General features: G+C 65.6%; 20 protein-coding genes. 7 read left to right on the top strand and 13 right to left on the bottom strand.

Translation table 11 applies throughout. From position 1 onward, the window contains the following. Positions 1 to 30: 30 nt before the first annotated feature. From ABD05_RS21490 to ABD05_RS21470, 5 genes are all read right to left on the bottom strand, one after another. Positions 31 to 687: a phosphorylase gene (locus ABD05_RS21490; protein WP_047902112.1), complete on the bottom strand. Its 657-nt coding sequence runs from the start codon at positions 685 to 687 to the stop codon at positions 31 to 33. Positions 688 to 741: 54 nt separating this feature from the next. Continuing rightward, positions 742 to 2,715, bottom strand: a complete 1,974-nt coding sequence (gene shc, locus ABD05_RS21485; protein WP_047902111.1) for a squalene--hopene cyclase — start codon at positions 2,713 to 2,715, stop codon at positions 742 to 744. 11 nt (positions 2,716 to 2,726) lie between these two features. After that, a complete protein-coding gene (hpnE, locus tag ABD05_RS21480; protein ID WP_047902110.1) occupies positions 2,727 to 3,980 on the bottom strand; it encodes a hydroxysqualene dehydroxylase HpnE in 1,254 nt (417 codons plus the stop codon). Positions 3,981 to 3,993: 13 nt separating this feature from the next. Next, positions 3,994 to 4,842, bottom strand: a complete 849-nt coding sequence (gene hpnD, locus ABD05_RS21475; protein WP_047902109.1) for a presqualene diphosphate synthase HpnD — start codon at positions 4,840 to 4,842, stop codon at positions 3,994 to 3,996. A 260-nt stretch (positions 4,843 to 5,102) separates the two neighbouring features. Continuing rightward, positions 5,103 to 5,435 (bottom strand): hypothetical protein, encoded by a 333-nt coding sequence (locus ABD05_RS21470; protein ID WP_047902108.1) that lies wholly within the window; start codon positions 5,433 to 5,435, stop codon positions 5,103 to 5,105. 192 nt (positions 5,436 to 5,627) lie between these two features. Here ABD05_RS21470 and ABD05_RS21465 point away from each other — a divergent pair, with 192 nt between their 5' ends. Next, positions 5,628 to 6,512, top strand: a complete 885-nt coding sequence (locus tag ABD05_RS21465) for an alpha/beta fold hydrolase (RefSeq protein WP_047902107.1) — start codon at positions 5,628 to 5,630, stop codon at positions 6,510 to 6,512. A gap of 51 nt (positions 6,513 to 6,563) precedes the next feature. On the opposite strand, the gene ABD05_RS21460 is transcribed toward ABD05_RS21465, so the two are convergent. From ABD05_RS21460 to ABD05_RS21450, 3 genes are read right to left on the bottom strand one after another with little or no spacing between them, the layout of a single operon-like run. Next, on the bottom strand, positions 6,564 to 7,502 hold the full coding sequence (locus ABD05_RS21460; protein ID WP_047902106.1) for a GGDEF domain-containing protein: 939 nt from the start codon (positions 7,500 to 7,502) through the stop codon (positions 6,564 to 6,566). Then, on the bottom strand, positions 7,499 to 8,125 hold the full coding sequence (locus ABD05_RS21455; RefSeq protein ID WP_047902105.1) for a chemotaxis protein CheC: 627 nt from the start codon (positions 8,123 to 8,125) through the stop codon (positions 7,499 to 7,501). The genes ABD05_RS21460 and ABD05_RS21455 overlap by 4 nt, the downstream gene beginning before the upstream one ends. Further along, positions 8,118 to 8,486, bottom strand: coding sequence for a response regulator (locus ABD05_RS21450; protein WP_011548759.1), 369 nt, complete (start codon positions 8,484 to 8,486; stop codon positions 8,118 to 8,120). Before ABD05_RS21450 ends, ABD05_RS21455 begins: the two co-directional genes overlap by 8 nt. 468 nt (positions 8,487 to 8,954) lie before the next feature. On the opposite strand from ABD05_RS21450, the gene ABD05_RS21445 reads away from it, so the two are divergent. Beyond that, positions 8,955 to 11,198, top strand: a complete 2,244-nt coding sequence (locus ABD05_RS21445) for a hybrid sensor histidine kinase/response regulator (protein WP_047902104.1) — start codon at positions 8,955 to 8,957, stop codon at positions 11,196 to 11,198. Positions 11,199 to 11,264: 66 nt separating this feature from the next. On the opposite strand, the gene ABD05_RS21440 is transcribed toward ABD05_RS21445, so the two are convergent. Continuing rightward, the gene (locus ABD05_RS21440; RefSeq protein ID WP_047902103.1) at positions 11,265 to 11,819 is read right to left on the bottom strand and encodes an NADPH-dependent FMN reductase; all 555 of its coding nucleotides are present in this window, start codon (positions 11,817 to 11,819) and stop codon (positions 11,265 to 11,267) included. A gap of 367 nt (positions 11,820 to 12,186) precedes the next feature. Between ABD05_RS21440 and ABD05_RS21435 the strand changes: the two genes are divergently transcribed. Together ABD05_RS21435 and ABD05_RS21430 are read left to right on the top strand one after the other, a co-directional pair. Beyond that, positions 12,187 to 12,786, top strand: coding sequence for an RNA polymerase factor sigma-70 (locus tag ABD05_RS21435; RefSeq protein ID WP_047902102.1), 600 nt, complete (start codon positions 12,187 to 12,189; stop codon positions 12,784 to 12,786). Continuing rightward, positions 12,764 to 12,979 carry a zf-HC2 domain-containing protein gene (locus tag ABD05_RS21430; RefSeq protein WP_047902101.1) on the top strand — a complete coding sequence of 72 codons (216 nt, stop codon included), beginning with the start codon at positions 12,764 to 12,766 and terminating at the stop codon, positions 12,977 to 12,979. Before ABD05_RS21435 ends, ABD05_RS21430 begins: the two co-directional genes overlap by 23 nt. Positions 12,980 to 13,102: 123 nt before the next feature. Here the strand turns inward: ABD05_RS21430 and arsC are convergent, their stop codons facing one another. Further along, on the bottom strand, positions 13,103 to 13,459 hold the full coding sequence (arsC, locus tag ABD05_RS21425) for an arsenate reductase (glutaredoxin) (protein ID WP_047903710.1): 357 nt from the start codon (positions 13,457 to 13,459) through the stop codon (positions 13,103 to 13,105). 979 nt (positions 13,460 to 14,438) lie between these two features. Here arsC and parA point away from each other — a divergent pair. Beyond that, on the top strand, positions 14,439 to 15,101 hold the full coding sequence (parA, locus tag ABD05_RS21420; RefSeq protein WP_034181507.1) for a ParA family partition ATPase: 663 nt from the start codon (positions 14,439 to 14,441) through the stop codon (positions 15,099 to 15,101). A 23-nt stretch (positions 15,102 to 15,124) separates the two neighbouring features. Then, complete coding sequence (locus ABD05_RS21415; RefSeq protein WP_047902100.1) at positions 15,125 to 16,186, top strand: ParB/RepB/Spo0J family partition protein; 1,062 nt, start codon at positions 15,125 to 15,127, stop codon at positions 16,184 to 16,186. Between the two features lie 91 nt (positions 16,187 to 16,277). Here the strand turns inward: ABD05_RS21415 and ABD05_RS21410 are convergent, their stop codons facing one another. Continuing rightward, positions 16,278 to 17,645, bottom strand: coding sequence for a replication initiation protein (locus tag ABD05_RS21410; protein ID WP_047902099.1), 1,368 nt, complete (start codon positions 17,643 to 17,645; stop codon positions 16,278 to 16,280). Positions 17,646 to 19,467: 1,822 nt separating this feature from the next. Here ABD05_RS21410 and ABD05_RS21405 point away from each other — a divergent pair. Then, entirely contained in the window at positions 19,468 to 20,649 is a 1,182-nt protein-coding gene (locus ABD05_RS21405; protein ID WP_047902098.1) for a DNA-binding protein, read from the top strand. Between the two features lie 137 nt (positions 20,650 to 20,786). Here ABD05_RS21405 and ABD05_RS21400 read toward each other — a convergent pair whose 3' ends face one another. Further along, positions 20,787 to 21,806, bottom strand: a complete 1,020-nt coding sequence (locus tag ABD05_RS21400; protein ID WP_047902097.1) for a tyrosine-type recombinase/integrase — start codon at positions 21,804 to 21,806, stop codon at positions 20,787 to 20,789. Positions 21,807 to 21,908: 102 nt separating this feature from the next. After that, complete coding sequence (locus ABD05_RS21395; protein WP_047902096.1) at positions 21,909 to 22,286, bottom strand: DUF2471 family protein; 378 nt, start codon at positions 22,284 to 22,286, stop codon at positions 21,909 to 21,911. Between the last annotated feature and the right edge of the window lie 45 nt (positions 22,287 to 22,331).

Genomic DNA, 22,331 nt, shown 5'->3' with positions numbered 1-22,331 from the left:
GAGGAGGGTGAGAAACGCGGCGCGTGCCGCTCAGACGATCCGCATCGCGCCCGTACGCTCGAATGCGTGCCGTGCCTGGATCAGCGTCGTGCGCGCCGCGCGCGCATCGCTCGCGACCTGCAGCAGCGGGCCGAGCTGCGACGGCTGCTTCAGCAATTCGCGCAGAATCGGCAGGATCGCCGTGCTGCCGTCGTCGCGCAGGCCGGCCGTTGCCGCGCGCGGCAACGTGCGCCACGCCGGATCGACGATCGCGCGGCACACCGCGAACGGCACGCCGCGCGCAGCCGCGAAGGCCGCCGCGATATGCGACTCCATGTCGACGGCGAGCGCGCCCTTCGCGTGGTGCAGCGACGCCTTTTCCTGTTCGCTGACGACCGGCGCACCGACCGCCGCGATCGTGCCGCGCGTGACGCGCGCCCAAACCGGCGTGTCGTGCAGCGCCGCGACGAGCCGCGTACTCCAGCCCGCATCGGTCTCGACGCGGCCGAACGGCCCGTCGATCGCGGTCGCGATCACGAGCGCGCCGGGCGCCAGGTCGGGCGCGAGCCCGCCCGCGGTGCCGAAGCTCACGATGCCCGCGCAACCGCGCGCGGTCGCGTCGGCCAGCGCGCGCTCGAGCCGGTCGGCCCGCGCGGCGAATACGGCCTCGACGCCGTCGCCGCGTGCGATGCGCGCCTCGAACGCCATCCCCGTCACCGCGATGACGGGCAATGCGCCGTTGTGCCGTGAGGTGCCCACGCGTTACATCCCGACCGTGACGCGCGTCGTGTTGTCGCGCTTCAGGTTGCGGTAGCGCGCGAGCGCCCACAGCGGGAAGAACTTGCGATAGCCGTGATAGCGCAGGTAGAACACGCGCGGGAAGCCTGTCGCCGTGAAGCGCGTCTCGTCCCACAGACCCTCTTCGTTCTGCTCGGCGATCAGGTAGTCGACACCGCGCGCAACGGCCGGGTTGTTCACCTCGCCGGCCGCCATCAGGCCGAGCAGCGCCCAGGCCGTCTGCGACGCCGTGCTCGGCGCCTGCTCGAAGCCGCGGTAGTTCAGCTTGTAGCTGTCGCCGTCCTCGCCCCAGCCGCCGTCCTTGTTCTGGATCGACAGCAGCCACTGCGCGCCGCGCTTCACGCGCGGATCTTCCGGCCCGAGGCCGGCGGCGTTCAGCGAGCACAGCGCCGTCCACGTGCCGTACACGTAGTTCATCCCCCAGCGGCCGTACCAGCTGCCGTCCGGCTCCTGCTCCTTCAGCATGTAGTCGAGCGCGCGACGGGTCGGCTCGCTGTTCGCGGCCGTCTCGCCGAGTTGCGACAGCATCGACAGGCACCGGCCCGACACGTCGGACGTCGGCGGATCGAGCAGCGCGCCGTGATCGGAGAACGGGATGTTGTTCAGGTAGTACTGCGTGTTTTCCGGCTCGAACGCGCCCCAGCCGCCGTCGCTGCTCTGCATGCCGACGACCCATTCGCGTGCGCGCGCCATCGAATCGCGGTACGCGTCCGACTTCCTGAGCTTCTGCGCGCGGTCCATCGCCATCACGACCACGGCCGTATCGTCGACGTCCGGGTAGTGCGCGTTCGCGTACTGGAACGCCCAGCCGCCGGGCCGCACGTTCGGGCGGCGCGAGATCCAGTCGCCGCGCACGTCGAGGATCTGCAGCGGGCGCAGCCAGTCGAGGCCGCGCAGCACGGCGTCCTCGGCGCGCGCATCGCCGGTTTCGAGCAGCGCGTGCGCCGCGAGCGACGTGTCCCACACCGGCGACAGGCACGGCTGGCAATATGCTTCGTCCTCCTGCACGACGAGCAGCTTGTCGAGCGCCTTGCGCGCGATCGCGCGGTTCGGATGATCTTCCGCGTAGCCGAGCACGTCGTACATCATCACCGCGTTGGCCATCGCCGGATAGATCGCGCCGAGGCCGTCCTCGCCGTTCAGGCGCTCGTCGACGAACGACACGGCCTGGCGGATCGCGCGTTCGCGCGTGTAGCTCGGGAACAGGCCGTCGACCGCGCGCAGCGCATGGTCGACCACGCGGAAGAACGCGAACCAGCCGGCGCTCTGGTGCCCCTGGCGCGGCAGCAGCCCGGCGTTGACGGGCGGATCGATGAACAGCTCGTCGATGCGCACGCCGCGCGGGTTCTTCGCGAGCGGGCGCTTCGCGTTCAGCACGAGCAGCGGCACGATCACGGTACGCGCCCAGTACGACACCTTCGACAGGTGGAACGGGAACCACTGCGGCAGCAGCATGATCTCGACCGGCATCATCGGCACCGCGCGCCACGGAATCGCGCCGTACAGCGCGAGCTGGATGCGCGTGAACACGTTCGACATCTCGGCGCCGCCCATCGCGTGGATCGCCTTGCGTGCGCGCTGCATGTGCTCGGCGTTCTCGTCGTCGCCGATCACCTTCAGCGCGAAATACGCCTTCACGCTCGCGCTGATGTTCGGCGCGCCGTCGGTGAACAGCGGCCAGCCGCCGTCCGCCTGCTGGATGCGGCGCAGATACCGGCCGATCTTCTGTTCGAGCTCGAGGTTCGGCGTCTCGCCGAGATAGTGGACGAGCAGCACGTATTCGGCGGGAATCGTCGAATCGGCTTCGAGTTCGTAGACCCAGTGTCCGTCCGCGTTCTGCGCGGCCAGCAGCGCGTCGGTCGCACGCGCGACGGCCGCGTCGACGCCGGCCGGCACGGTGCCGGCGGACAGGGTAGCCATTTCGGTGAGATCGTTCATCGGTCCCTCTCTTATTGTGTCTGGAGCACGTCCGCGGCCAGCTGGCCGGAACGGATCGCGCCCTCGATCGTGGCGGGCAAACCGGTGGCAATCCAGTCGCCCGCCAGCACAAGATTGGTCCAGCGCGTACGCACGGCCGGACGTTTCATTTCCTGCGACGGCACCGCCGCAAAGCCCGCGCGCGGCTCGACGACGAGCTGCCACGCAGGGATGGTTTCCGGGTTCGCGCCGGTCACGCGCGCGACGTCTTCCCAGATTCGCCGCGCGAGCACGTCGCGCGGCGTGTCGAGCCAGCGGCCCGCATCGCGGATCGTCGCCGCGAGCTGGCCGCCGCCGGCGCGCACCGCGTCGACGGTGCCATTGACGACGGTCGTCTGCAGCGGGCTGCCGGCTGGCGGCTCGACCGCGAAATAGGCGGTCACGACCGCGCTGAAGGTATCCGGCGCGGTGAGTTCGGGTACGAGCGGCAACGCGACCTCGGGCGGCACGGCCAGCACGACCGCGTCGCCCGGCGCGAGATCGATGCGCCCGCCGCCGATCGCGACCGCGTCGACCGCATTGCCGTGCGCGCCGAACTCGAACGCGTCGAGCCGCGAGTTCAGCCGGATCTGCGCGCCGCCGTGCTGCAGCATGCGCAGCGCCGGTTCGACGAATGCGCTGCCGAGCCCGTGGCGCGCAACGAGCGGACGGCAACCGGGGCCGCCCGCGGCAAACATGCTGCACAGCACCGCGCGCGCGAGTTCGGCACTCGCGTGGCGCGGCTCGACGTTCAGCACCCCGAGCCAATACGGCCGCAGCCAACGATCCCACAGCACGCCGTCGCATCGCATCGTCTGTGCGAGTGAACGGCCCGTGAGCGCAAACGCGAGCGGGGCGAGCGCGAGGTAGTCGAGCGGCGTCGTGCCCGGCGCGCGCGACGCGGCATCGAACAGCCACGACGGCCAGTGCCCGTTGCCGAAACGCAGCGTCCAGCGCTGCTGCGACGCGACGTCGACGACCGGAAATTCAGGCAGCGCGGGCCCGACCAGTTGATCGGCCGCGCCGGTCGCGCGCAGGTAGCGCTGCGTTGCCGCCTGCCCGGCGAACACCGAATGCAGCCCGCTGTCGAGCGTCGTGTTCAGCGTCCCGTCGAACCATGACCGGCAGCGGCCGCCCGCATGCGCGTGCGCATCGTGCAGCACGATGTGCCGCCCGCGGCGTTGCAGCTCGACCGCGGCCGACAGGCCCGCGAGTCCGGCACCGATCACGTGGACGGTTCTGGGCATCGACTCGGTCGACTCAGAACAGCGCGTAGCGCGCGGCGACCATCAGCATGCGCGCTTTCGGCTTGCGCAGCGGGGCGCGCGGGGCGGCAAAGCCGCGTGCGACCGCGGCTTCGAGAATGCAGCGATACGCGCCCGACATGATGCGCGGCGCCTTCACCTGCGCACGCGGACAGGTATCCATCACCGCGTCGGCCTCGCGGAAGTGCTCGAGCGCGCGCTCGACGAGCGTCGCGCACACGCGCGGCAGCGCCGGATCGCGCACGATCGTCGCCGGATCGGTGATCGCGATGCCTTCGCGCGCAAGCAGCTCGCGCGGCAGGTAGCAGCGGTTGATCGCCGCGTCGTCGTCGATGTCGCGCAGGATGTTGGTCAGTTGCAGCGCGCGGCCGAGGTGGTGCGACAGCTCGATCCCTTCGGCTTCCGGCATCCCGAATATCCTCACCGACAGCCGGCCGGCCGCGCTCGCCACGCGATCGCAGAAGAGGTCGAGCGTCGGCTCGTCGGGCGCGCAGATGTCTTCCACCGCGTCCATCGCCATCCCGTCGATCATCGCGTGGAAATCGTCGCGCTGCAGGTTGAATGCGCGGATCTCGCGATCGAGCGCGGCCAGATGGCGCGGCGGGCGGCCCGCGAAGCACGCGTCGATGTCCGCGCGCCAGCGATCGAGGCCCGCGTTGCGCTCGGCGCGCGGCAGGTCGCTGTCGGCGATGTCGTCGACCGCGCGGCAGAACGCATAGACCTGGAACATCGCATCGCGCTGCACCGCCGGCAGGATGCGCATCGCAAGATAGAAAGAACTGCCCGATGTGACGGCAGCGGCGTCGGTTTCTTGTTCGTCCACGACGGAATTGGAAACGGCCAAGACAAGCTCCACGGAGACACCCACGCGGGGCGATTGAAGAAGCCATGCCCGGCTGGGATGGTCAGGGTGTCAAATGCGTGCGAGATATGCGAACGATCGACGCAGACAGGCACAAATTACCGGCCGGATGCCGGAATTGGGCGAAAGTATAGCAATCTTTGAAGTTCGATGGCGGACACGCGCCACGCCCGGCGGGGCGCCGCGAGCCGTTCGCAGGCCGGCCTCGGCGGGAACAGGCGCCGCGCGGCGCCGGCGGCTCGTCAGCCGTAAACGATGTCGCGCTGCAGGTCGAGCGCAATGAGCCCCATTTCGCGGGTGAGCTGCAGCATCGAGCGGCGTTCGAGGCGCGAGCCCATGAAACTCGTCACCCGGCCGTCGGGCTCCGCGGTGAACTGGAATACCGCGCCGCCCGTGCCGAACCACGCGCCCGGCACGTCGGGCGATTCGTGCCAGTCGATCTGCTCGAACACGCGCGCGATGCCCGCGCGCACCAGGTCGCCCGGGCCGATCGGCGGCGCGATCTCGCCCAGGTCGTCGAGCGAATAGGGGCCAGGTTTATTCGGCCTCCGATAGAAGAGATAGTCGACGTTCATGGGGCGCAATCACGGGCAAAGCAACAAATTAGCGCGCTTCGGCTCAAATGCATATCGGATATGGACGAAATGTGGCCTGCGTGAGACAAGAGGGACGGATCGCAGCCCGTCGCGCAATCGTGCCGTGCGTTCGCGCTTGGATGCGCACGGGTTCGTCTAAGATGACACCTTTCTCGAAAAAACACGAACGCCATGGAGACGACCGTAACCGCCCCCCCGCAGTCCGACCATCCCGTCTTCGTCCTCGTGCACGGCGCCTGGCACGGCGCGTGGTGCTACGCGCACGTCGCGGCCGCGCTGGCCGCGCGCGGCTACCTGTCGATCGCGCGCGACCTGCCCGCGCACGGCATCAACGCCCGCTTTCCCGCGTCTTATCTCGAACGGCCGCTCGACAAGGGCGCGTTCGGCGCCGAGCCGTCGCCGGTCGCGAACACGACGCTCGACGATTACGCGTTGCAGGTAATGCAGGCCGTCGACGACGCGTATGCGCTCGGCCGCGGCAAGGTCGTGCTGGTCGGGCACAGCATGGGCGGCCTCGCGATCACGGCGGCCGCCGAACGCGCGCCGGAAAAGATCGCGAAGATCGTCTATCTCGCGGCATTCATGCCGGCCTCGGGCGTGCCGGGCCTCGACTACGTGCGCGCGCCCGAGAACAACGGCGAGATGCTCGGCCCGCTGATGCTCGCGAGCCCGCGCGTGGCCGGTGCGTTGCGCATCGATCCGCGCAGCGGCGACGCCGCGTATCGCGACACGATGAAGCGCGCGCTGTACGACGACGTGCCGCAGGCCGACTTCGCGGCCGTCGCGAACCTGATGACCTGCGACGTGCCGGCCGCGCCGTTCGCGACCGCGATCCCGACGACCGCCGCGCGCTGGGGCGCGATCGACCGTCACTACATCAAGTGCCTGCAGGACCGCGTGATCCTGCCCGCGCTGCAGCAGCGCTTCATCGACGAAGCCGACGTGTTCGCGCCCGGCAATCCGACCCACGTGCACCAGCTCGACAGCAGCCATTCGCCGTTCGTGTCGCAGCCGGCCGTGCTGGCGGGCGTGCTGGCCGACATCGCGAAGAGCTGAACGCGGCACGCGCGGCGTGCAGCCGCTGCGCGCAATGCGGGGCGGGCGCGCCTATGCGTAGGCGACCGAGCGGTCGCGCCCGAGCCGCTTCGCGCGATAGAGCGCAGCGTCGGCCTCGTTGACGAGCACGTCGCTGGTCGGCGCGCCCGTCTTCGCGCACGCGCCGCCGACGCTCGCCGTCACCGGCACGCTGACGCCTTCCGCATCGACCGGCACGCTGCCGATCGCGTCGCGCACCTTGTCGGCCACCAGCATCGCCTCGTCGAGATTCGTGCACGGCAGCAGCAGCGCGAATTCCTCGCCGCCGAAACGGCCGAACGTATCCTGCGCACGCACGATCGACGCGACGCGGCGCGCCGTCTCGCGCAGCACGGCGTCGCCGGCCGCATGCCCGAAGCGGTCGTTGATCGTCTTGAAGTGGTCGAGGTCGAACAGCAGCACCGACATGTCGCCGCCGTAGCGCTGCCAGCGCGCGAATTCGTCGCCGAGCCGCGCTTCGAAGAAACGCCGGTTCGCGATGCCGGTCAGGCCGTCGCGATTCGCGTGTTCGCGCAGCTTCGCGACCGCTTCCTCGCGCTCGCGCTGCATCACGCTCACATGCGTGACGTCCGAGATCGTCACGCACACGGCCTCGACATCGCGGCCGCGCGTGAGCGGCATGAACGTACAGTCCTGCTGCATGTAGTCGATGCCGCCGGTAATCGGCCGGTCGTGCTCGAAGCGGAACAGGTAGGGCCGCTGTTCCCACGAGCTGAACGCGAAGCTGCCGAGCTGGAACACGCTCTCGAGCTTGCGCGACAGCCACGCGCGCGGCAGGTCCGGAAAGCAGTCGAACAGCTTGCGGCCGATCACGTCGGCGGCCGGGATGCCGCTGTGGTCCTGCATGAAGCGATTCCACATCAGCACGGTCATCGACCGGTCGAGCACGAACAGGCCGAAGCCCACCCGCTCGATCACGAGGTCGCTCAGCGACGGCGCGGCGGCCGTCATAGCGCGGACAGCAACGCGTCGAGCGCGTCGCCCATCAGCCGGATCGAATCCTCGGCCATCAGCATCACGAAGTGGGCACGGAATGTGTGGTCCTCGAGCCCGAAGTTCACCTCGAGCAGCAGCGCGACGCTCCACGCGAGCACGTTCGGCTGGAATACGTCGTCGAACGACACGTTCGCGCCGAGCAGCCCCGGCGGAAAGAACACGGGTTTGCGGCCGAGCTCGTCGAGGATCGATGCGACGCATGCGCCCATCAGCACGTTCGCGACGTCGAACACGAGTTCGTCCGGCGTCGCCATCCCGCCGGACACGCCTTCGCCGAACGTACGGTCGACGATCGACATGAGCCGCGCGACGCCCGCGCTGCGGCACAGCACGATCGCCTCGCCCTTGATGTCGGAACGGAAGCCCTGGCGCACGGCGGTCACGTTGTCGTGAATGCCCGTCATCTCGCGCAGCGCGTCGCCCGCGTCGGCCGCTTTCACGACGCGCACGCGCGGCACCGACAGTTCGATGAAGCGCCCGAGCAATAACGCAAGCCGCGCGGCGGCGCGGCCCATTGCAAGGTTGGCGATCTCCTGCAACGCGTCGCGTTGCTCCGCCGTGAACACCGATTCAGGCATACAACCCATACTCCTTGAGAATGGGCAGCAATGCCTCCGACGTCACGGGCTTGGCAACGAATGCGATCGCGCCCAATTCACGCACGCGTGCTTGCGCCTGCGGCTGGATATCGGCGGATACCACGATCACGAACGTGTTCAGATCTTCGTGGCGCAGTGTTTCCAGTACCTGATATCCGCTCATGTCGGGCATCGTCAGGTCCAGAAACATCACGGAAGCTTTGCCGTCACGATAGAGCGCCAAGGCCTCGCGACCATTCGCTGCATACGCGACGTCAACGTCCCAGTCTCCCGGCAACGCCTTTGTCAGAAGTTTGCGAGCGAGCAGTGAATCGTCGGCAATTACAATCGGCAAAGGCATGGAGCGAAGCGGTATACGGAATGGTCTCTCTCGCGTTAACGACCGCGCGGCGCGCTTCTTGAGGCGCCATGCGTTCGGGCGCGGGCAACCGCCTTGCAGCCGCGCGCGGGCGCCGCGAGCGGGTGCGCGCGACGCACCGCGCGGCGAATGCCGGCGGGCGCATATATCTGTCATAGGGAAAGCAAGGCGCGATTCTCTGAGTAAACCGGAGGCGATGCAACTCGCCATATTCACCATTTCGAACAGAATCGGTCCGATCGCGCGTCATTCCGAAAACAGCCGCGACCATTTTCGAGATAAGTACGCAAAATTTTTCCTTGTGTACGTTTGCGCTGCCGGATTCGTCGCGTTTTCAATCTGACAATCTCCCCCTGTCGGAATCGACAGGATCGTGCGCGTACGGGGCCGCGCGGCGGGCCGTCGCAACTCGTTTATGATGGCAGGCACCTCTGCCTCACCGCTGCTTCGATGACGTCCGACCGGCCTGCCGACTCCCACGATCCCGCCTCCACTCCCGCCGACGACTGGCAGGACGACGGCAACTATGCGGCCGGCGCGCCCGAGCACGATTTCGCGGTCCGCCGCGTGACGCTGATCGTGCTGCTCGTCGCGGCGATCGTGCTGCCGTGCATCTACGTGATGGTGATGGCGTACAACGACCTGAAGGCGCGCGAGGCCGCCGCGAGCGACGTGACGATGCGCACGGTGCGGGTCGCCGAAGAGCACGCGCTCAAGGTGTTCGACCTGAGCGAAACGCTCGATGCGCGCATCGTCGATCTCGTCCAGGACATGGACGACGCGACCGTGCGCAACAGGGAATCCGACATCCACGAAGCGCTGAACACGATCGGCGGCGGTTATCCGCAAGTGGCCGCCGTGTCGATCTTCGGCGCGAGCGGGATGCTGCTCGCCAACAGCCTCTACTATCCGGCGCCCTATGCGTCGATCGCGAACCGCGACGACTTCGCCGGCATCCGCGACGGCAAGGTCATCGAACACATCTCGCGGCTGATGATGGGGCCGCTCAAGCTCGAGAACATTCCGGTGTTCAACACGGGCGTCGCGCGGCGCCATAGCGACGGTTCGTTCGCCGGGATGGTGTCGATCGCGCTGAAGTCGTCGTATTTCAACGCGTTCTACCGCGACCTGCTCGGCGGCGCGAGCACGCCGATGACGATGGCGCTCGCGCGCTCGGACGGCGCGGTGATCGCGTCGTATCCGCCGCCGCCGTCGCTCGCGCACACCGATCGCGCAGCCACGTTCGGCGATGGGCGCAACGATCCGCGTGCGGGCGTCGTGCGCGTGCGCCACGACGGCGCGAGCAGCGAGATCGTCGCGTACCGCCAGGTCGGCAGCTATCCCGTCTACGTGTCGTGTGCGTATCGCACGTCGGCGATCTGGCATGAATGGTACGAACACCTGAGCGTGCTGTTCATCTCGATGTTCGCGCCGTCGATCGCGCTGTGGTCCGTGATCTGGCTGTCGCTCAAGCGGCTGAAGGCGGAAGAGGAGGCGTGGGACCGCTGGCAGGCCGAAGCGTCGATGCGGCGCTCGATCGAATCGGCGTACCGGCAGTCGCGCAAGATGCAGGCGCTCGGCAACCTCGTCGGCAGCGTCGCGCACGACTTCAACAACCTGCTGATGATCATCTCGAGCAACGTGCAGATCGCGCGGCGGCGCGGCGTCCAGCATCTCGACAAGGAACTCGGCGCGATCGAGCGCGCGCTGAAGAACGGGCAGTCGCTCACGCGCCAGCTCCTCGGCGTCGCGCGCAAGCAGCCGCTGCACAGCGAGACGATCGACGTCGGGCAATGGGTCGGCACGTGCCGCGAACTGCTGAAGACGTCGCTCGGTTCGAAATCGTCGCTGGTCGTCGCGATCGAGCCCGGCGTCTGGCCGATCCGCGTCGACGTCGCGGAGCTCGAGCTCGCGGTGATCAACCTCGCGGTCAACGCGCGCGACGCGATGGCGGTCGGCGGCCGCTTCACGGTCGGCGCGCGCAACGTGACGCTGCGCCGCGAGGACGGCTTTCCGCTGACCGGCGATTTCGTGCAGATCTCGCTCGACGACACCGGCTCGGGCATGGCGCCCGACGTGCTCGCGCGCGCGTTCGAACCGCTGTTCACGACGAAGGCGCAGGGAATGGGGACGGGGCTCGGCCTGCCGCAGGTGTTCGCGTTCTGCGAACGCTCGGGCGGCCTCGCGACGATCGACAGCGCGGTCGGCGCCGGCACGTCGGTGCGCCTCTACCTGCCGCGCGCGCGTGCCGAGGACGTCGTCGCGCGGCCGCCGGCCGTCGTGCACGACACGAGCGCGCTCGCCGGGCTGCACGTGCTGCTCGTCGAGGACAACGGCGAGGTCGCGGCCGGCACCGAAGCGCTGCTGTCGCTGCTCGGGCACCGCGTGACCTATGCGCCCACCGCCGACGACGCGTTGCGCCTGATCGAAGGCGCGGCCGCGAACGACGCGTTCGACCTCGTGATTTCGGATATCCACATGCCGGGCCGCCTGAACGGCATCGACCTCGCCGAAGCGGTCGAGAAGCGGCCGGGGAAGCTGCCCGTGATTCTCGTCACGGGTTACGCGGAGGAGCTCGACCGCACGCGCACCGTCAACGTCCGCGTGCTGTCGAAGCCGTTCGACATCGCACTGCTCGACGAGATCCTGCTGGGCATCCGCGAAGCGCGCGACGCGCGACACGCCGGCGCGTGACCCGCGGTGTGCGGGCCGGCGCCGGCGTCGGCGGCATGAACAGCCGCGGCGATCGGGCCGAAGTCGTCAGGCCGCCTTCAGCAGGCGCACCCAGCCCGCGTAGCGATCGACGAAGCCCTGCAGGAACTTGCGGGTGTCCTCGCTGACGATCTGCCCCTGCTCGTCGATGCGTGCCGGGTCGTGCTTGATGAACATCTCGGGCTGTCCGAGCGTCTTCACGTCGAGGTACGCCAGCACGTTGCGCAGGTGCTGCTGGGCGAGCGCCGTGCCGGTCGCGCCCGGCGACGTGCCGAGCACCGCGCCCGGCTTGCCCGACCACGAGTTGGCACCCCACGGGCGCGAACCCCAGTCGAGCGCATTCTTCAGCACGCCCGGCATCGACCGGTTGTACTCGGGCGTGACGAACAGCAGTGCGTCGGCGGCTTCGATCGACTGCTTGAAGCGCTTCGCGACGTCCGGGAAATCCGCGTCGTAGTCCTGGCTGTACAGCGGCAGTTCGCCGATCTCGACGAACTCGAACGAAAAATCGGCGGGGGCGAGCGAAATCACGGCGTGCGCGAGCGCGCGGTTCGACGAAGCGCGGCGCAGGCTGCCGACGACGACCGCAATACGATAGGACATGGCATTCTCCTTCCGGTGAGTGAGGAATCGGATCGATTGCTTCCGAACAGGCGACAAAGTTCTGTTTATAGGCAAGCCAGCCCGTGAACCGCCCCACGGGGCCGTCAGGCCGACTTTCCACAAGGTTTTCCACAGAAATTGTGGATAACTCGGCCGTTATGTTCTGATGTTACAAACCACCCGCCGCGCGACGCCGTCGACGCGCGATACGGGTTTCGGCAAGCATAGCGCAGCGCGCCGGCCGGTTTCGTGAATTCGTGACGGAACATACGTTGCAGGCCGGCACGGCGCCCAGTAAGCTGCTCGCACCGCGATGCGCCCGCCCGGTGGCGCCAGCGCGATCGCCTCGAGACACTGCTACCCAGACATGCCGTCCGCGTACGACGACCCCGTTTATCTCGCGCAACTGCGGCGCGACCTGCTGCGCTTCGCGCGACTCCAGCTCCGCGATGCCGACGCGGCTGAAGACGCCGTGCAGGAAGCGCTGACCGCCGCGTGGTCGCACGCAGGCGATTTCGCGGGGCTGTCGGCCCACAAGACCTGGGTGTTCGGCATTCTGCGCAACAAGCTGATCGACGTGCTGCGTGCGCGGCAGCGGACGGTGAGCCTGTCCGCGCTCGACGCCGAGCTCGACGGCGAATCCGTGCTCGATCGCGAGCTGTTCAAGGAAAACGGGCACTGGGCTCCGCATGCGAAGCCGCGGCCGTGGCCGCGCCCCGAAACGCTGTTGCAGCAACAGCAGTTCTGGACGCTGTTCCAGGCCTGCCTCGATCACCTTCCGGAGCAGATCGGGCGCGTGTTCATGATGCGCGAATTCCTCGATGTCGAGATCATGGATATCTGCAGCGAATTGACGCTGACGACGAATCATTGCAGCGTGCTGCTGTATCGGGCGCGCACGCGCCTGCGAACCTGCCTGAGCGAAAAAGGACTGACGACCGAAGATGCTGCCGGGGAAATGTACTGACGTGACGCGACTGCTGTCGGATGCGCTCGACCGGCATCTGACCTTGCATGAACGCCTGCAGGTGCGCGTGCACCTGCCGACCTGCAGTGGCTGCAGAGCCTATCGCGGGCAGATCGCGCTGCTGCGAACGGCCGCGAAAGCGGCGGCGGGGCGGGAACCGGGCGATGACGACACGTCGCCCGGGGCAGGCTAGACGCGGCCGGAGTTGCCGCTATCGTCCGGGCGGCCGGTGGTGCGCTGCCCGACAATCGCACCGGCTTCGACTGCGGGTGCGATCGCCTGGCTGATGCAATAAGAAAAATACGCCGGCCAAGAATTATTCGAACAGCGCTTGCACCGCTTCGGGCGGCCGACCGATGGCCGCCTTCCCGCGATAGACGACGATCGGACGCTGCAGCAAAACCGGATGAGCCGCAATCGCTTCATAGGCTTGCGCATCGGTCAGATCCGCACGGGCCAGATTCAGCGTCTTGTACGGCTCCTCGCCGTCGCGCAGCATGTCGCGAACCGGGCGGCCGAGCTGCCGATGCAGCGCTTCCAGTTCCTCGACCGTCGGCGGCGTCTTCAAGTACTCGACGACGTTCACCGGCGTGCCGGTCGTGTTCAGCGTCTCGACCAACGCAAGCGTCTCGCGCGACTTCGAGCATCGGGGGTTGTGGTAGATCGTGATCATCATTCGGGCCTGGATGGGAGAGGGCTGTATTGTAGCCAGTCTGCATCGGGGGTTTTTGCGCGGGCGGCAGTGGGGTAGCGGTGTGCGGATTCGGTGCTTTGGAGAAGCTGGTTGGCGGGAAGGTGCCGCCAGCGACACGGGCCTCGGGCGAAGCGATGCATCCGGGATGTGCTTCAAAGGACCGATGTGTTTATGCGCATAAAGTCGTGCGGCCCGCTATCTCGCGGCAAGGATAAGGATTCGCAAGCCTGCGCATCGTGATGTGTGTTTCGGGTGGCAAAGAGCGCAGGCGATCGCGTGGTACATCGACTGGTTTATGCGCATAAAGCCCGTGATCGCTCGACAGGGTACCGGGGTTCATCGCGCCGACGAGCATCGACAGTCACGGCACCGATGCGATCGTCGCATCGATGTGCTGCCGTGTCAGCGCATCCCGGTTTGCCGACATTGATGCAGGGTCGGCACGAGATCGCTCCGCACGCGCCGTTCATCGACCGCGGTTTATGCGCATAAACGTAGCGGCTCGACATCGCGTGATGCCGATGCACATAGGCTCAATGGCGCACCTCCCGAGCTGCGTATCTGACCAAGGCGGACAAGACCACACCCGCGCTCGGGAATGCCCCGTTGTCCTGCCGCACGGTTGACCTCCCCGGTCGCCGCAGAGTTTATGCGCACAAACTCGCCCGCTCGCGGCCCGACCACCCACCACCATCACGCGAAAGGGCAGCGCACTTCGATCTCGCCAGAACCCGCTGCACGTGCCGACGACGCGCGTCGTGATGACACAACCATCGTGTGGCTCGTCAACGTCCGCAGACATCACCCACACCATCCGATCACGCCACCGATCGCCGCAGGTCCGTTTATGCGCATAAACCGATAGCCCGAATGGCTAACGCGTAGTTGTCGAACGACAATTTCATTGAAATATAAATATCGTCCTGTAGAATTCCAACGACCAAAATAGGAGTGAAAATTGGCCGCGGAAATCATTGCAGTCACTCAACAAAAAGGTGGCGTCGGCAAAAGCACGATTGCCATGCACCTCGGCGCCGCGTTCCATGAAAAAGGGAAGCGCATCCTCGTCATCGACGCAGACCGTCAAAACACCCTGGTTCACTGGTCGAGCGCATCCGGCGACAGCGACACCGGCATCCCGTTTCCGGTCGTCAACCTCGCCGAAGCCGACGGCCAGATCCATCGCGAGATCAAGAAGTTCATCAACGACTACGACATCATCGTCGTCGACTGCCCGCCGTCGATCACCGAGAAGGTATCCGGCGTTGTCCTGCTGGCCGCATCGATTGCCGTGATCCCGACTTCGTCGTCGCCGGCCGATTACTGGTCGAGCGTCGGGCTGGTCAAGCTGATCCAGCAGGCGCAGGTCATGAACGAAGACCTTCGCGCGGTATTCCTGCTGAACAAGACCGAAGAGAAGCGCATGCTGACCCGCGAGCTCAAGCGCGCGCTCGAAGAGCTCGGCTTCCCGCTGCTGAAGACGCAGATCCCGACCCGGGAAGCGTACAAGCAGGCGATGGCGCTCGGTCAGACCGTGCTGCAGATGAACGATCGTGGCGGCAAGCTCGCCGCCGCCGAAATTCGCGCATGTGCCGACGAAATCGTCGCCATGCTGCCCTGACTTTATGCGCACAAAGGAGTCACATGAAACCTTCCCAATTTGCAAAAGGATTCCAAGCGCGCCCGGATATCACGACGAGCGAGAAGCGCACGGCACTCGACCGGCTCAATGCGATTGACGGCATCGTCAAGTCCGAGACGCCCGCCGCCGTACCGACCAAATCCGCGAAGAAAGACATCGCGCCGCCACCCGCGCCGGAGCTCACGCTCGATCCGTCGATCGACGAATCGACGCAATATCGCGCGTGGCGTCTCGAGAACCGCTATGCACCGGGGCAGGTGATCGAGTTGTCGCTGAAGGCGATCAAGCATAGCCCGTTCAACCCGCGACACTTCTATCTGAAGTCGTCGATTGCCGAACTCGCGGTCAACCTCGCGAAGCAGGGGCAGCAGCAGGCGATCCACGTGATTCCGGATTACGACAATCCGGGCACGTATTTCGTCAGCGACGGCGGCCGTCGCGTGCGGGCGCTGAAAGAGGCGAACAAGGAATCGGTCAAGGCGATCGTGATCGACGTGCCGATCGGTATCCAGAGCTACAAGCTCGGCTACGACCTCAACGTCCAGCGCGATTCGCAGACGGTGTTCGACAATGCCGTCGTGTGGCGCCGCTTCCTCGACGACAAGCATTTCCAGAGCCAGAAGGAGCTTTCCGAGCATCTCGGCCTCGACGAGTCGACGGTGGCCGTCGCGTTGTCGATCGGCAAGTTGCCGGAAGCGATCATGCAGGAAATGGTCGCGCGTCCCGATCGCTTCGGTTCGAACATGGCGTATCAGGTCGGCCGCTATCACAATGCGCGCGGCACCGAGGCCACGCTCCGGCTGATCAACAAGATCGTGTCGGACGATCTCAGCACGCGCCAGGTGTCGGACATCGTCAAGGGCCGTGTCGCCGCGCAGGAGACGCCGAAGGCCGCAGGCCGTCAGCGCTACGCGCAGCGTCTCGAGATCAAGCTCGGCGGCAAGTCGGTCGGCGACCTGAAGTCGTATGGCGAAGACCGCATCGAATTGCGCCTGCGCGGCCTCCCGAAGGACAAGCGCGACGCGATCCTCGAGCAGCTCGAGCGGATGCTGTTGTCGGAATAATGGAAGCGGCCGGCAGGGCCTGGTGAGGACGCCGGGCCCGCCCGGCTGAGCGGGCGGCCGGCGGCGGCCCGTCAGCGGGCCTGAGCGGGCCTCAGGCGGCCCGCGACTGATTCAGCGTGAACGACAGCAGGTCGCCGTCCGTCGGCTCGCCCCAGGTCTTCTGGGCCAGCCAGTCGAAAAAGGCCGTCTCGGCCAGCTTGGAATCGAGGCCGCGCTTGCGCCAGTCGTCGCGCAGATGCGTGCCCATCGTCGGCAGCGCCTCCGACTCGAACGACTCGCGCGCCACTTCGCGCTCGGCGTCGCCCTGCTCCTCGTACAGCACCTTCGCTTCCTTGCGGCGGAACGCCGCGAACTCGCTCAGCAGGCGTGCCTTCAGATCTTCCGGCTGCGCCGCTGCGACCTTCGCGGACGGCGTGCCGGCAGGCAGCGCGTCGACCGACTCGACCGGCGGCGCATAACCCTTCTTCAGCGCATCCTTGAACAGCGCAGGCGCGCTGCGCACCGGCGGCAGCGTCGTGCTGCGCATCCGCTGCTCGGTCATCTGCAGGGCGGCGCGAATCCGGTTCTCCTCGCTGTCCGCATAGAGCGTCTGCGCTTCCTTCAGCGGGATCCCGAGCTTCACCATCCGGTCGACCAGCGTGCTGTCGAACACGTTCGGGTGTTCGTCGAGCGCCAGCATCGGCTGCTTGCGCTCGGTCACGCGGAACTGGATCTCCGCAACCCGGCGCCCTTCACGGTGCTCGATCAGCTCGACGAAGATATTGGTGACCGCGTTGACTTCCGCGATCGCGGGACGCAGATAGTCGCGCTTGAAGTACTTGTACTCGCGCTTCGCCTCGTCGCCCGCTTCCGTGTCGGGCGTGCCCGACAGGATCGGCCGCCACCACTCCCACGGCTCGCGCATCGTCAGGTGGCTCGGGTTCGTCAGATAGCGCACGCAGATCTCGTACAGCGCCAGGCCGGCGCTGCTGCGCAACTGGCTCTGGAACTGCAGGCTCAGACGCGCATACTGGACCGGGTCGAGCAGCTTCTTCTTGATCTTCGGCGCGAACGAGAATTCGACCCACACGCGGCGGGTCGTCGGATCCTCGAGAATTTCCGCGTCGGCGATCAGCGTCGAGATCCCCCACTTGCGGCCCGGCTTCTGGCTCGACGTCCCCGTGCTCCATTCGACCTGCACCGACACCATGCGGCGCAGGTGTTCCTTCACCAGTGCGGTGTCGTTCGAATCGAAGGCGGAGTTGGCGACGATATCCGACAGCAGCGCGCGATACGTATCGCCCGAGTCGTCGGCCTGCTGCGCGACGGCCAGCAGGACATTGAACAGCTTGCGGGTCAGCAGCGTGATCTTGCCGCTCTTCGGCTGAATGGCGATCGCCTCGACGGCCTTGCGCAATTCGGCTGAACTGGCACTCACCACATCCACATCGGTTTTCTTGGCGCGCTTCGTCGTGGCCATACGTCGGGTCGGAGGAGAAGTTTTCCGGAAGGATAGCGCCTGCGGTGATGTGCGTCCAGAACGACATGCTCACCATAGCCGGTGAAGTGCGCGTGCAAAACGGCACTCACCCCAACCACTCCCGAAAACGCTCACCGGTCCGGAATTGCAGCGTTCCGGACTCGTCCAGACGTGCCGCGGGATGCGCCGATTCACAGAATTTCGCCTGTGCGTGACACGTGCGAAACTCGCTCCCGTATCGGCTCACCTTTCGATTTGTCGTAATTTTGCGACTGCATGGCTGTGAGTTCGCCACAGGGTTGCGATCGCACCTCACAGTGCATCCCCGATCGCGCCGCATCGGGCTGTATGCATGTACAGGCGCGGCTCGCCGGGAGATCGGGATCGCATCCGGCACCCGGAAACGCGCCTTCGAAACCGGCCCGCGCCGCCCGATCGGACCTGCTTTGCCGGCCCGGGCGCGCATTGTACAGCGCACAAACCGTGTCGGGTCCCGAAAATACTCACCTTGAGCACAGTGTGTTCTTTCGTCTCGATGCCGCCGAATGTCCGGCACACGCGGGATTGGCCACCAGAGTCTCCCGAAAACGCTCACCTCATTGAAAAAATGCGGCACAGCAACGGGCACGGGAATGGCTCCCGAAAAATCTCACCGTAACTGTCGCGGTATCAAAAAACCCAATGCCTTCCGATACTTATGCACTGAAGGCATTTGGCTGTGCCCGGTAGACATCCCCCGAAAAACCTCACCTTTCGACGGAAATCCTTCATACGACAACCGTATGTAGGCTCCCGAAAAATCTCACCTGTACCAAAAAGGGGCACAGCAAAAACGAGTTTTCTTCCAGTCCTGGCGGGCTTTTCGGCGAATTCGGCCGCTTACAGGTCCCGAAAAGCCTCACCTGTGACCATTTTTCGAGCAAATACCGTTCCCGAAAATGCTCACCTGTGACCACGATCACAGCCTGTGATCCATGCCCCGAAAAAGCTCACCTTAGCGAGATCGGGGCAGGAAAACCCGGATTTCCCTCCCGAAAAGCCTCACCTTTAGTGCATCACAGGCCCCGGAAAGCACTTTTGCTGTGCAAAATGGCGTTCGCCTCCCGGAAATCCTCACACCAAATTCCCGTGGAGTCCCGTGAAACCTCACCTTTCGCCAAAACTGCCTAAAAGATGGGCAGAATCGGGGCGCGAAGAAGGTCCCGCAAATTCTCACCTATGTCTGCACAGGCAGAAAACTGTGCAGTCAGGCACAGCGCGGGTTCTGTGGCTGTGAGGCCCCGAAAAACCTCACCTCTGGGAAATCTCGTGTTTCACTGTGATCCCGAATCCGCTCACGACCTTTCCTGCAACGGCTCACGCAGCTCCCTGAACCCAATCACGTCAGCTCCCGCAGACGATCACCTTGGCTCCCGTAAAACTTCACCTTGCCGGCCGGAAAGCCTTGCTACATAAGGCTGTGCCGTGGTGTTAACGTTTTTAACTAAGGGTTCAAGGGTGTTTACTTCTAATACTCTCAAGACATTGGCTGACGAGTTTTCCACAGATACCCCAACCCCTGAACACCCACAGGGAATCGGATCGTCCGTCATGTGAAACAAATGCCGATTTTCGGTGACTGCTGGAAAACGCTTGTATTACAAAGGCTTGGCTGGCTTTCCTCGCTTTGTTTCACGGAATTCTGGACCACGTTCGTCCGGAATGACTCACAGGCCCGATTTCTGTGCAAAGCGACGTAAATTCGCAACGTCGACCCGGAACAGGTATCAATAGATACGTATTTCGTTATGATTGCCACATTTCAATGTCTGTGAGCTCTGCCATGACCCTGGACGAAATGCGCCAAGTCATTCGGGACGAACTGGAATCGCTGCGTGCAAGCGGTGCGCGGCGTCAGGATTTGTCGTTGCACGCATGCAAGCGTCTGTTCTTCGATCTTGGCATCCGGCCGTCGGCCGCCAACGTCCGCGATCTCACCCAAACCGGCAGCGCCAGCGACATCCCGAAAGACATCGACCATTTCTGGGAACGCATCCGTTCTGCGTCCAAGATCAGGCTCGACGGTGCGGCAATTCCGAAGGCCGTCGAGGAAAAGGCTGGTGCGCTGCTCGGCGCACTCTATGAAGAAGCGTTGAAAGCGGCACGTGACAGTCTCGACGGCGATCGCGAGCAGGTTCGCGCCGGCATGGCCGACGCCGAACAGCGGTTGCGCGATGCAACCGTCCGCCATGAGACGCTCGAAAGTGCGCTCGCGCGAGGTGAAGCCCGAAACGAGCAATTGCAGGCGCGCGTGACCGAACTCGAGGTTCAGCTCGCGTCGCAAACGACGCACGGTTCGGCAAGTGAAGCGACGTTGCTCACCACAGTTGCCCGACTGGAGAAGGAACTGGCCGCCGCGGCCGGCCGCGTCGACGCCGAACAAGCGCAAAACGCCACGCTGCGCGACCGCATCGATGCGCTACAAGCCGAATTGCAGCAGCGCACCGAGCACTACGCACAGCAGATCAAGGACGCGGTGGCCGAAGCCGAGCGCCGCGTGAAGCCGATGCTGGTTGAGCTGGACTCGCTACGCAGCATGGCGTCGACCTACCAGAGCGGTTTGCGCGACGTTCAGCGCAAGGAATTCGATTTCCTTCAGCAACTGAGCTCGGCCAAGGCACGCGCCGACCGGCTTGAAGAACAGTTGCGCAGCCAGAGCGATGAACTGGCACGTGCGACGCGCGACGTGAGTTCGTTGCGCGCGAGCCGTGGGATGAATCCGGAAATTGCCGCGCTGATCCGGCGTCTGGCCGATGCCGGACAACTCGATGCGGACGCGTTTGCAGCGATCGGGACCTCGCTGGATGAGGAGATTCCGGTGCCGGCCCAGTGCCCGCGTTGCGACGGGGAGCCGGAGCTGTCGCACGGCGAAGAGGGTTTTGAAGTGGCGTGCCCGGAATGTGAGCACGCGTCGGGCGCATGGCCGTCCCGGTTCGAAGCGATCGCGCGCTTTGCGCACACCTGACCCGAAGATCGGCCGAACCTGCACAGGTGAGACGATCCGGGACGCTTGAGGTGAGGTTTTTCGGGAGCTGTGAAACGGTGAGGCTGCGCCACGCAAGGCTGCTCACGGATCGTGTCACGTGAGCAGCCGTTTTCCGATCAGTGAGTTTCGTCGCTGTCGGATGCGTCACCGTTGCTGTCGGCCAGGCCGTTGCGCCAGTTTTTCCATGCGCGATGCAGGCGGTTCGACGAGATCGGCCGCATGAAGCCCAGCCATGTGCCGACCCGCTCGGGCGGCACGTCGTGTTCGAACAGTTCGGCCGCGTAGGAATTGCGCAGCGTCTGCGGGCTCGCGCGCGCGGTGCGCGATGACGTGAGCCCGGCCGATTCGACGATCGCGTCGATGGCGCGCAGCATCGTCGCCTTGTGCATCGGCCGCCCGGCATGCGATGCCGGGAATACGAGCTCGCCAGGAATGTCCTGGCGCTTGCGTTCCGTGAGCCACGCTTCGAGCAGCGCGATCGCGAACGAGGCCAGATGGGTGTCGCGCGCGTGATTCGGGTGCGCCGACTGGATCTGCAGCGACGTTCCGCTGGTATCGATGCAACTAATCGTCAGCGCCCGCGCTTCGCCGGTTTTAATGCCGGCGCCGAGAAACGCGGCCACGAGTGCGCGGTCGCGCCGCTCTTTCCAGTACGCGGAACCGGATACGCCGATCGGTGAAAACAGATACGCGAGCAATGTCGCGCGTTCGGCCGGCGTCAGGAAACCGGTCGGCTCGTTGTCGCGCGCCTTGCGCCAGTTCGCTTCGCCATCCTGAGCAATGAAACGGGCCGGGTTGGTCGATGCGTACTCGGTGCGCCGGATATGATCGAGCACGCGCTCGATCAGCCGCAGATAGCGCATCCGCTGGGTTTTCCGGATCGGCAGCTCGCCGACGAAGTTCGCAATCGTTGCGGTATCGACCGTTGCCAGATTTTTCTGATGTGCGCGCATCCACGTGAGAAACGCGCCCCATTGCGCACGATAGACGTCGGCCGACGAGCGGCGATAGTCCTGCATGGCCAGCCATGCGTCGAATGCGGCTTCGGGCGACACGATCCAGTCGGATGCACCGCGGTCGAACAGATCCTTTTCTTCCGGGCGTGCAGGCGTGTCGGGAGATGCGGGAAGGGACATGTTATTTGTTCCGTTAGTTGCGTATATGGTAGCCCTTTCCGCAACGTCTCGGGCAGCAAGAGGCTGAACGGGCCGCCATGCGCGGCGGCTTGGGGTTGGCAGTCAGTCGCCCCACGCCTTGGACGGGCGGTGAGCGCGCTCGCGAGGCGCCGTGCCGTGCGACGTTGCCGCCGCTTCATACGCGAGAACCGCGAACGAAAAGACGGCGGGCAGCGCGTTCGAGCGCCCGAAGTCGATCGGATCGTCCGTTTCGGGAAACGTCATGTCCGACGGCCGTTCGAACAATTGACGCATGCCGGCCTCGTGCCGGCTGGCAAAGCCGAGATCGGCGAGCGCCTCGGCTTCAATCGCGTGCAGCAGGCGCCACGTCAGCGGGACGCGCTGACGGATGTAGCGCCCGGCAATATGGCGAACGATCAGCTCGAGGTCGTGCGCGGCAGCCTTGAAGCTGAGCGCGGCCAAATCTTGTTCTTCTGTCATCGCAGGCTCCTGTCGGCCGGAGCGGGCGCCTCGGTGCGCCGGCTC

Source organism: Burkholderia pyrrocinia (genome assembly GCF_001028665.1).
GTDB classification, from domain to species: Bacteria; Pseudomonadota; Gammaproteobacteria; order Burkholderiales; family Burkholderiaceae; genus Burkholderia; species Burkholderia pyrrocinia.
The sequence above is the reverse complement of the archived record's forward strand: the minus strand, read 5'-3'. Positions and strand labels throughout refer to the sequence as shown.

Bases quoted from the DNA above. Each gene is read 5' to 3' on its own strand.
- ABD05_RS21445 (WP_047902104.1), top strand. From the start codon at position 8,955: ATGACGTCCGACCGGCCTGCCGACTCCCACGATCCCGCCTCCACTCCC.
- ABD05_RS21435 (WP_047902102.1), top strand. From the start codon at position 12,187: ATGCCGTCCGCGTACGACGACCCCGTTTATCTCGCGCAACTGCGGCGC.
- ABD05_RS21405 (WP_047902098.1), top strand. From the start codon at position 19,468: ATGACCCTGGACGAAATGCGCCAAGTCATTCGGGACGAACTGGAATCG.
- ABD05_RS21465 (WP_047902107.1), top strand. From the start codon at position 5,628: ATGGAGACGACCGTAACCGCCCCCCCGCAGTCCGACCATCCCGTCTTC.
- ABD05_RS21450 (WP_011548759.1), bottom strand. From the start codon at position 8,486: ATGCCTTTGCCGATTGTAATTGCCGACGATTCACTGCTCGCTCGCAAA.
- ABD05_RS21440 (WP_047902103.1), bottom strand. From the start codon at position 11,819: ATGTCCTATCGTATTGCGGTCGTCGTCGGCAGCCTGCGCCGCGCTTCG.
- ABD05_RS21490 (WP_047902112.1), bottom strand. From the start codon at position 687: ATGGCGTTCGAGGCGCGCATCGCACGCGGCGACGGCGTCGAGGCCGTA.
- ABD05_RS21455 (WP_047902105.1), bottom strand. From the start codon at position 8,125: ATGCCTGAATCGGTGTTCACGGCGGAGCAACGCGACGCGTTGCAGGAG.
- ABD05_RS21400 (WP_047902097.1), bottom strand. From the start codon at position 21,806: ATGTCCCTTCCCGCATCTCCCGACACGCCTGCACGCCCGGAAGAAAAG.
- ABD05_RS21470 (WP_047902108.1), bottom strand. From the start codon at position 5,435: ATGAACGTCGACTATCTCTTCTATCGGAGGCCGAATAAACCTGGCCCC.
- shc (WP_047902111.1), bottom strand. From the start codon at position 2,715: ATGAACGATCTCACCGAAATGGCTACCCTGTCCGCCGGCACCGTGCCG.
- ABD05_RS21460 (WP_047902106.1), bottom strand. From the start codon at position 7,502: ATGACGGCCGCCGCGCCGTCGCTGAGCGACCTCGTGATCGAGCGGGTG.
- ABD05_RS21415 (WP_047902100.1), top strand. From the start codon at position 15,125: ATGAAACCTTCCCAATTTGCAAAAGGATTCCAAGCGCGCCCGGATATC.
- ABD05_RS21410 (WP_047902099.1), bottom strand. From the start codon at position 17,645: ATGGCCACGACGAAGCGCGCCAAGAAAACCGATGTGGATGTGGTGAGT.
- ABD05_RS21395 (WP_047902096.1), bottom strand. From the start codon at position 22,286: ATGACAGAAGAACAAGATTTGGCCGCGCTCAGCTTCAAGGCTGCCGCG.
- ABD05_RS21430 (WP_047902101.1), top strand. From the start codon at position 12,764: ATGCTGCCGGGGAAATGTACTGACGTGACGCGACTGCTGTCGGATGCG.
- hpnE (WP_047902110.1), bottom strand. From the start codon at position 3,980: ATGCCCAGAACCGTCCACGTGATCGGTGCCGGACTCGCGGGCCTGTCG.
- arsC (WP_047903710.1), bottom strand. From the start codon at position 13,459: ATGATCACGATCTACCACAACCCCCGATGCTCGAAGTCGCGCGAGACG.